Raw genomic sequence first — 8,785 nt, 5'->3', positions numbered from 1 at the left:
TCCCGCAAGCGGGAGAGGGGCTCGAGCAAGGCGGCGATTTCCTCGCGCAGGCGTGACACACCGAACGACAATTCATCGCTGCGCCCGGGCGCCTCGCCCAGCCAGAACGGAATGCTGGGCGGCGCGCCACGCGCATCCTCCACCCGCAACCGATCCCGCTCCACGCGTTGGATGCGGTAGCTGGTGTTGCCCAGCTGGAAGATGTCGCCGGCCATGCTCTCGACGGCGAAATCCTCGTTCACCGTGCCCACGATGATCGCCTGCGGTTCCAGCACCACCTTGTAATCGGCGGTGTCGGGGATGGTGCCGCCGGAAGTGAGCGCGGTGAGCCGCGCACTGCGCCGTGCCCGCAACTGGCCATGCACCGCATCGCGATGGATGTACGCCGCGCGCGGACCCTGGCGGGTGGCGAAACCCTCGGCCAGCATGCGTACCACGGCATCGAAATCCTCGCGCGAAAGATCGCGATAGGGGTACGCGCGGCACACCAGCGCGTATAGCGCGTCCTCACTCCATTCCTGGCAGGCGACTTCGGCCACGATCTGTTGCGCCAGCACGTCCATCGGCTGGGGCGGCATGATCAGCGCATCGAGTTCGCCGCGGCGCACGCAATCGAGCAGCGCGGTGCATTCGACCAGGTCGTCGCGGGTGGCCGGAAACAGCCGCGCCTTCGGCGTGCCGTCGATGCTGTGACCGGAGCGGCCGGCCCGCTGCAGGAACGCGGCGATCGAGCGCGGCGAGCCGAGCTGACAGACCAGGTCCACCTCGCCGATGTCGATGCCCAGCTCCAGCGACGCGGTGGCCACCAGCACCGACAACTCGCCGCGCTTCAGCCGCTGCTCCGCGTCCAGCCGCTGCTCCTTCGCCAGGCTGCCGTGATGCGCGGCGACGATCTCCTTGCCCAGCCGTTCGGACAGATGCCGCGCCGCGCGCTCGGCCATGCGCCGCGTGTTGACGAAGATCAGCGTGGTGCGATGCGCCTGCACCAGCTGCGCCAACCGGTTGTAGACCAGCTCCCAGCTGTCGTTGGACATCACCGCTTCCAGCGGCACCGGCGGCACTTCGATGGCGAGGTCGCGGGGGCGGGTGTGGCCTACGTCGATGATTGTCGCCGTGCTCCCTCCCCTGCGCGCAGGGGCAGAGGCGAGAGCGGCGGCTTTGCTCCCTCCCCTGTTCGCAGGGGAGGGTTGGGGAGGGGTGCTCTTCGCTTCAAGATCAAAAGCGTTACCCCCTCTCAGCCTCCCCCTGCAAGCAGGGGGAGGAGCAAGAGCGGCCCCGACTAAAAAGTCGGCAACCATCTCAATCGGCTTCTGCGTCGCCGACAACCCGATCCGCAACAACGGCCGCTGGCACAGCGACTGCAGCCGCTCCAGCGACAAGGTCAGGTGCGAGCCGCGTTTGCTGCCGGCGATGGCGTGGATCTCGTCCACGATCACCGAACGCACGCCCGCCAACATCGCGCGGCCCGAGGCCGAGCCCAGCAGCACGTACAGCGATTCGGGCGTGGTCACCAGGATGTGTGGCGGCTGTTTGCGCAGCGCGTTGCGCTCGGCTTGCGGCGTGTCGCCGGTGCGCACGGCGGTGCGGATCGCCACGTCGGGCAGGCCCAGCTTTTCCAGCTCCGCGCGGATGCCTTCCAGCGGCGCGTCGAGGTTGATGTGGATGTCGTTGGACAGCGCCTTCAGCGGCGACACGTAGACCACAGTGGTGGCATCGGCCAGCACGCCGCCGTGCGCCACGCCCTCGCGCACCAGTTCGTCGATGGCGGCCAGGAAGGCGGTCAGCGTCTTGCCCGATCCGGTCGGCGCCGCCACCAGGGTGTGGTTGCCGGCGCGGATCGACGGCCACGCCGCCGCCTGCGCCCCCGTGGGCGCCGGAAACGTGCGGCGGAACCAGGCCGCCACCGCCGGGTGGAAATCATCCAGCGGGGAAGGGCTCGGCGGCGGGTGCTGCGTGGGCACAGAGGAGCTCATCGGTCAGATATGGGGACGGCGTCGGAGTGCTCAATCGGATCGCGCGCGGCGGCGTCGCCCCATGTCACTATCAGGGTTTCGCCGCCGCGGGTCGTTGGCTGGCGATGGAAGCTCAGCACGGGAGGATGGGGTGAAGCAACCGCTGCAACCGGCGTCGCATCAGGGTGATGCGCAAGCCGTGGAATCGTGGCTGACGATGGCTGACGGCCAACCGATATTCGTGCGCGACTGGCCGCTGGCCCAGGCGCGCGGCGCCGTGCTGATCGTCCACGGCCTCAGCGAGCACGGCGGGCGCTACGCGGAGCTGGCGCAATGGCTGAACGCCCGTGGCTACGCCGTGCGCAGCTACGACCAGCGCGGTCACGGCCGGACGCCCGGCCGCCGCGGCGCGCTGCGCCACGCCGACGATCTGCTGGAGGACCTGACCGCGATCCATCGCGATTACGCCCACGCGCTGGGCCGCGTACCGCTGGTGCTTGGCCACAGCATGGGCGGCGTGGTGGTCACGCGCAGCGTGCTGGATGGCCGCATCGCCCCCGGCGCCGTGATCCTCAGTTCGCCCGCGCTGCGCAGTTGGGAACCGCGCTGGCGTCGCGCCCTGGCCCGCGTGCTGACGCGGGTGACGCCGAACCTGCCATTGCGCAGCGGCTTGAGCTTCGGCCGCACCTCGCATGACCCGGCGCGGGTCGACGCGTATCGCGCCGATCCGCTGCGCCACGGCTGGATCACCCCGCGGCTGGCCGACTTCATCTTTCGCGCCGGCGCCTCCAGCATCGCCGATGCCGCGCGGCTGCACGTTCCCACCCTGCTGCTGGTCTCCGGCGGCGACGCGCTGGTCGACCCCTCCGGCAGCAGCGATTTCTCGCGCGCCGCCACCGCCGGCGGCCAGCTCACCACGCGCTTTTTCTCGATGCTGTACCACGAGCTTTTCAACGAGGCCGAACCGGGTCGCAGCCAGGTGCTGCATCAGTTGGGCGACTGGCTGCAGCGGCAGGTGCCCGATCGTCAGTGAGTGCGGGTTGCGGCAGCCGGCACGCTGGATGGCGGTGCGTTCAACGGCGTTTCATCGGCGCTGGCCGGCTTGGTCGGCGACTGGTGCGCCGGCGCGCCGTCCATCGTTGTCGCATGCTCCATCGCCTTGTCGCGCGCGTCGGACACCGCCGTCAACTGCTTGGCGGACTGCAGATGCGCACGCAAGGCGGGCAAGGTGGCTTGCGCGAACTGGCGCAACCGGCTGTCGCCGGACGCGGCCGCTTCAGCGCTGAAAAGCTTCACCGCCTTCTCGTGGTCGTCCACCATGGTTTTCGCTCACGCCTGATCGAAAGCGCTGCCATCGAGCGCGCGTAGCCGCGCCGCCTCGTCCCGTGCCGCGTCAGCGGGCGTCGCCAGGGCAATCTGTTCGCTGTCGGCAATCGTCTTCAGCTGCGCATTGGCCTTGGTGTGGTCGTCCACGATGCGTTGCGCCAGCGCCTTCACCGCGTCGTTGTCCGATTTGGTCAGTGCCAACTGGCCCAGCTGCACCTCGGCGACGCCGGCGCTGGCCGCCTGCTGCATGAAATGGGATCAAGTGGGCCACGATGACCTGGTTGTGTGCATGCGCCCCATCGACATGACCGGTTCACATCCCGTCACCGCCGGTCGTGCGAAGAGTGGCATTCCATCGCCGCGGTGTTTGTGACAACACTGGAGAACCGGAGAAACCATGTCACGCACAAAACAGATTGCCGGCCTGGCGGGCTGGCTGTTGCTTTGCTTTGCCGCTGCCGCGGCGGGTGCGATCGCGTCGGCGCAGGCGGCCGCGTTCTATCACCAGTTGGCACAACCCGGCTGGGCGCCGCCGTCGTCGTGGTTCGGCCCGGTGTGGACGGCGCTGTATGCGTTGATGGCGATCGCCGCGTGGCTGGTCTGGCGCGAGGGAGGATGGCGCCGGCAACGCGGGCCGTTGAGTTCGTTCGTGGTGCAGTTGGTGGTCAACGCCTTGTGGAGCTGGTTGTTCTTCGCGTGGCATCAGGGGGCCATGGCCTTTGTCGACATCGTGCTGCTGTGGCTGCTGATCGTGGCCACCCTGGTGGGCTTTTGGCGCGTGCGACCGCTGGCCGGCATGTTGCTGGTTCCCTACCTGGGCTGGGTGAGTTTTGCTGCGGTGTTGAACTTCGCGGTATGGCATTTGAATCCGCAGATCCTGGGTTGACCCGGATCGATCCTTCGCGCCATTGGAGCTTCTCGCATGCCGATCCGACGACTTTTGCTAGCCGCCGCCTGCTCCTTGGGTTTGGCCTGCGCCCATGCGCAGGATGCGGCTCGCCGCCCGCCTGCCAACGGCTGGAACGTGGGCGCGATCGCCTTGGTGCGTGACGGTGGCTACATCGGTGACGTCAACCGCACCCTGGTAGTCCCTGCCGTGGGCTACGAAGGCGATCACGTTTTCTTTCGCGGCCTGCAACTGGGCTGGCACGCGTGGCAGCACGAAGGGATGCAACTGGATGTGGTGGCGCAAGCGCGACTTGACGGCTTCGATCGCGACGACATCCCCATTCCGGGGCTGGAGGACCGCCGCGAAAGCGTCGACCTCGGCGCCGTAATGACACTGTCCGGCGACGCGGGCAAACTGGAATTCAGTGCGCTGACCGACGCGTTGAATCGCAGCGGTGGACAAGAGCTGGCGCTGGAGTACGGCTATCCGTTCATGCTCGGGCGAGTGCGCATCACGCCCAAGGCCGGCGTGCGCTGGTGGTCACGGGATCTGGCCGACTATTACTACGGAATCCGCCCGCGCGAAGTGGCGCAGGGTGCACCCGCGGCGTACGCGGTTTCCAGCTCGCTGTTGCCCGAACTCGGTGTCAATGTGATGGCCCCGGTGAACCGACGCTGGGCGTTGTGGGGCGCCGCGCGGTACCAGCGCCTGCCATCGCGGATCGCGGATAGCCCGCTGGTATCGGCATCCTCCACCAGTACCTTGTTGATCGGCGTGTCGTACCGGTTCTGAGGCAAGCCACGCGTCAAGTCGCGGCAGGCGTCCAGCGCCCGTTGTCGGAGCTCGCCCAGGCCTACCATCGGCGCCGGGTAACCGCTGCGCTTGGGGCAGGTTGGCGCCCCTTCCACGGCTCTTGCAGCAGTGCCCGCGACGCATCCACCAGTGCCGGCAGCCAGCGGCGTTGGTAGTGAGCGTCGGGGTCGAACTTCTTCGCCTGGGTCAGTGGGTTGGATAGACACCGACGGACGAATTTTTGGTGGGCCCGCCAGGACTCGAACCTGGAACCAAGGGATTCGCTTGTGCCGAAGGTTTCCCTCCGGAGCGGACTATCTCTTCACCCTCTGCCCATGCGCGAGGCGGGGCAGGTGGGGTGCGGGACGCTCGAGCCTGTAATCAAGGGCACTGAAGCCCTCAGGTAGTCTCTGCACCTTCCGCCGGTGTACCGGCGGCTTGGCTCAGGGTTGCCACCGGCCGCGTTGCGCGCCGCTGAGGTTTCCCTGAATTCATCCCGATTCCATCCACGGATTACGCCGTGGCGGCACCATGTCGATGAGTCCCCTGCTCTAACCATTGAGCTACAGGCCCGTCTCGCCATGATAGCCGCAGCGTTCCGGAATCACCACGACACGGCGTGCCGGTGAATGCGGGAGATTTTGCGTTGCGGCATGCAATTTCCGCCGGGTGGGGTAAAGTCCGTGGTTGCGTCCTTTTCCGCCTGCGGGCGTTGAATCTGGGGGCATATTGCCAGACGGGCATTTTTTTGTTTATATGAATGTTAGCGCTAACACCCTAACCCGCGAGAACCGCAATGAGCTTGGTCGTTGGACTTGATGTAGGCACCCAGAGCGTGAAGCTCGTTGCGTACGATTCCGTGGCGCACGAGGTGCTGGCCACGCACAGCCATGCGCTGGAATTGGTGGCGCAGGATGATGGCAGCCGCGAGCAGGAAGCGCGGTGGTGGATCGACGCGATCCGCGCCTGTTTCGCCAAACTGGATCCGGCCCTGCGCGCCCGCGTGGTGGCGCTGGGTGTGTCCGGCCAGCAGCATGGCTTCGTGCCGGTGGACGCCGCCGGTCAGGTGCTGGCGCCGGCCAAGCTGTGGTGTGACACCAGCACCCAGGCCGAGTGCGACGAGATCATGGATGCCGTGGGCGGTCCGTTGCGCGCCGTGGCGCTGGCCGGCAACCCGATCCTGGCCGGTTACACCGCCTCGAAACTGCCGTGGACGCGCAAGCACCGGCCCGAGGTGTACCGGCAGCTGGCGAGCATCATGCTGCCGCACGACTATGTGAATTTCTGGCTGACCGGCGAGCGCTGGATGGAATACGGCGACGCCTCGGGCACGGGTTGGCTGGATGTGCGCACGCGTCAGTGGTCGCCGGAATTGCTGGCCGCCACGGATGCGCAGCGCGACCTGGCCGCCTGCCTGCCGCCGCTGGTCGAGGCGGATGCCAGTTTCCCCATTTCCGACGTGATTGCCGATGAGCTGGGCCTGCCGCACGGCGTGCGCGTCTCGGCCGGCGGCGGCGACAACATGATGGCCGCGATCGGCACCGGCAACGTGGCCTCCGGCGTGTTGAGCATGAGCCTGGGCACCTCGGGCACGCTGTTCGCGCACGCCGACCATCCGGTGGTGGACGATAACGGCAGTTGGGCGGCGTTCTGCTCGTCCACCGGTGGCTGGCTGCCGCTGATCTGCACCATGAACTGCACCGTGGCCACGGAAAACGTGGCGCGCGCGTTCGGCTTCGAAAGCCGCGATGGCGACACGGTGCTGGCCGGCACCACGCCCGGCGCCGACGGTCTGGTGATGCTGCCGTTCTTCAATGGCGAACGCACGCCCGACCTGCCGCACGCCCGCGCCAGCCTGCACGGCATGGACACGGCCAACCTCAACCGCGCCAACCTTTATCGCGCCGCGATGGAAGGGGCGACCTACGCGCTGCGCCATGGTTACGACGCGCTGTGCGCCGCGGGCCTGCATTTCGACGCCATCCGCCTCACCGGCGGTGGCAGCCACAGCGCCGCGTGGCGACAAATGGTGGCCGACGTGTTCGAATTGCCGGTGGACGTGCCCACGCAAGCCGAAGGCGCGGCTTTCGGCGCCGCCTTGCAGGCGTTGTGGGCGCTGGACCACGCCGCGGGTGGCCAGGCGGATATCGCCGCCCTGGCCACCGAGCATGTTCATCTCGATCCGGCGCTCTCGACCCGTCCGGATCCGGCTGCGACCGCCGCCTATCGCAGTCACTACGGCCACTTCTCGCGTCATCTGGAAGCCGCCGTGGCGAGCCACGCCAGCGGGAACGTCACGAACGACGGCTGAAGTTTTCTCGACTCCACATATCCATTTCACTTATCCACCAGGACACCATCATGAGCACCCCCTTCATCGGCAAACGCGAGTACTTCCCCGGCATCGGCGCCATCCCCTACGAGGGCATCGGCTCCGACAATCCGCTGGCGTTCAAGCACTACGATGCGAACAAGAAGGTCGGCGACAAGACCATGGCCGAGCACCTGCGTTTCGCGGCGTGCTACTGGCACAGCTTCTGCAACGCCGGCCACGACCCGTTCGGCCCCGGCACCCGCGTGTATCCGTGGGACAAGCACGCCAGCACCGCGCTGGGTCGTGCCGAGGACAAGATCGACGCCGCGTTCGAGTTCTTCACCAAGCTCGGCGTGCCGTACTACTGCTTCCACGACATCGACATGTCGCCGGATGCCGATGACATCGGCGAGTACGAGAAGAACCTCAAGCACATGGTCGCGCTGGCCAAGGAGCGCCAGCAGTCCACCGGCATGAAGCTGCTGTGGGGCACGGCGAACCTGTTCAGCCATCCGCGCTACATGAATGGCGCGGGCACCAACCCCGATTTCGCGGTGGTGGCGCGCGCGGCGGCGCAGATCAAGGCGGCGCTGGAAGCCACCGTCGAGCTGGGCGGCGAGAACTACGTGTTCTGGGGCGGCCGCGAAGGCTATGCCTCGCTGCACAACACCGACACCAAGCGCGAGCTCAACAACTTCGCCAAGTTCCTCACGGCCGCGCGTGACTACGGCCGCAGCATCGGCTTCCAGGGCAAGTACCTGATCGAGCCCAAGCCGATGGAGCCGATGAACCACCAGTACGATTTCGACTCCTCGACCGTGGTCGGCTTCCTGAAGCAGAACGGCCTGGACAAGGATTTCTCGCTCAATATCGAGGCCAACCACGCCACGCTGTCGGGCCACACCTTCGAGCACGACCTGCAGATCGCCTCCAACCACGGCATGCTGGGCAGCATCGACGCCAACCGCGGCAACGCGCAGAACGGCTGGGATACCGACCAGTTCCCCAGCGACCTGTACGACACCGTGGGCGCCATGATGGTGGTGCTGCGCCAGGGTGGCCTGGCCCCGGGCGGCCTGAACTTCGACGCCAAGGTGCGTCGTGAATCCACCGATGCCGATGACTTGTTCATCGCCCACGTCGGCGGCATGGACAGCTTCGCGCGCGGCCTGGAAGTGGCGCATTCGCTGCTCAATGTCTCGCCGTGGGAGAAATGGCGCGCCGAGCGTTACGCCAGCTTCGACGCCGGCAAGGGCAAGGACTTCGCCGAAGGCAAGCTCGACCTGGCCTCGCTGCGTGACCTGGCGGTTGCCCAGGGCGAACCGACCCAGCGCAGCGGCAAGCAGGAGCGCTACGAGAACCTGATCAACCAGTACCTGATGCGCTGAAACCCAAGCCACCCGTGTCGCCGCAGGGGCGGCGGCACGGTGTGACACCACGGGCAATCCGGGGCGGCACGGACCGAGGGGTGGACATGGCAATGGATATTCATGGCGCCACGCGCGCCATGCC

At 67.2% G+C, this 8,785-nt stretch carries 6 protein-coding genes and 3 pseudogenes; 5 read left to right on the top strand and 4 right to left on the bottom strand.

Annotated features, from left to right (window positions below):
- Window positions 1-1,106 (bottom strand): annotated as a pseudogene (locus tag UU9_RS18550) (helicase-related protein); the annotation flags it as partial.
- 168 nt (window positions 1,107-1,274) lie between these two features.
- Window positions 1,275-1,973, bottom strand: a pseudogene (locus UU9_RS18545) (DEAD/DEAH box helicase); the annotation flags it as partial.
- A gap of 130 nt (window positions 1,974-2,103) precedes the next feature.
- Here UU9_RS18545 and UU9_RS09375 point away from each other — a divergent pair.
- Complete coding sequence (locus UU9_RS09375; RefSeq protein ID WP_007081509.1) at window positions 2,104-2,985, top strand: alpha/beta hydrolase; 882 nt, start codon at window positions 2,104-2,106, stop codon at window positions 2,983-2,985.
- Here the strand turns inward: UU9_RS09375 and UU9_RS18380 are convergent.
- Window positions 2,979-3,527 (bottom strand): annotated as a pseudogene (locus UU9_RS18380) (DUF4142 domain-containing protein). The gene UU9_RS09375 and the pseudogene UU9_RS18380 overlap by 7 nt on opposite strands.
- Window positions 3,528-3,675: 148 nt before the next feature.
- Here UU9_RS18380 and UU9_RS09365 point away from each other — a divergent pair.
- Together UU9_RS09365 and UU9_RS09360 are read left to right on the top strand one after the other, a co-directional pair.
- The gene (locus UU9_RS09365) at window positions 3,676-4,164 is read left to right on the top strand and encodes a TspO/MBR family protein (RefSeq protein WP_007081506.1); all 489 of its coding nucleotides are present in this window, start codon (window positions 3,676-3,678) and stop codon (window positions 4,162-4,164) included.
- A 36-nt stretch (window positions 4,165-4,200) separates the two neighbouring features.
- Entirely contained in the window at window positions 4,201-4,959 is a 759-nt protein-coding gene (locus UU9_RS09360; protein WP_007081505.1) for a MipA/OmpV family protein, read from the top strand.
- Window positions 4,960-5,020: 61 nt separating this feature from the next.
- On the opposite strand, the gene UU9_RS17525 is transcribed toward UU9_RS09360, so the two are convergent.
- Complete coding sequence (locus UU9_RS17525; protein WP_237710261.1) at window positions 5,021-5,170, bottom strand: FAD-binding domain-containing protein; 150 nt, start codon at window positions 5,168-5,170, stop codon at window positions 5,021-5,023.
- Between the two features lie 585 nt (window positions 5,171-5,755).
- Here UU9_RS17525 and xylB point away from each other — a divergent pair.
- Window positions 5,756-7,270, top strand: a complete 1,515-nt coding sequence (gene xylB / locus UU9_RS09355; RefSeq protein WP_007081504.1) for a xylulokinase — start codon at window positions 5,756-5,758, stop codon at window positions 7,268-7,270.
- 50 nt (window positions 7,271-7,320) lie between these two features.
- Window positions 7,321-8,661, top strand: coding sequence for a xylose isomerase (xylA, locus tag UU9_RS09350; protein WP_007081503.1), 1,341 nt, complete (start codon window positions 7,321-7,323; stop codon window positions 8,659-8,661).
- Window positions 8,662-8,785: the final 124 nt, after the last annotated feature.

The sequence above is a fragment of the Rhodanobacter fulvus Jip2 genome, from assembly GCF_000264315.1.
GTDB classification, from domain to species: Bacteria; Pseudomonadota; Gammaproteobacteria; order Xanthomonadales; family Rhodanobacteraceae; genus Rhodanobacter; species Rhodanobacter fulvus.
This window is presented reverse-complemented; position numbering and strand designations above follow the sequence as displayed.

Coding starts and splice junctions, on each gene's coding strand:
- xylA (WP_007081503.1), top strand. CDS start 7,321: ATGAGCACCCCCTTCATCGGCAAACGCGAGTACTTCCCCGGCATCGGC.
- xylB (WP_007081504.1), top strand. CDS start 5,756: ATGAGCTTGGTCGTTGGACTTGATGTAGGCACCCAGAGCGTGAAGCTC.
- UU9_RS09365 (WP_007081506.1), top strand. CDS start 3,676: ATGTCACGCACAAAACAGATTGCCGGCCTGGCGGGCTGGCTGTTGCTT.
- UU9_RS09360 (WP_007081505.1), top strand. CDS start 4,201: ATGCCGATCCGACGACTTTTGCTAGCCGCCGCCTGCTCCTTGGGTTTG.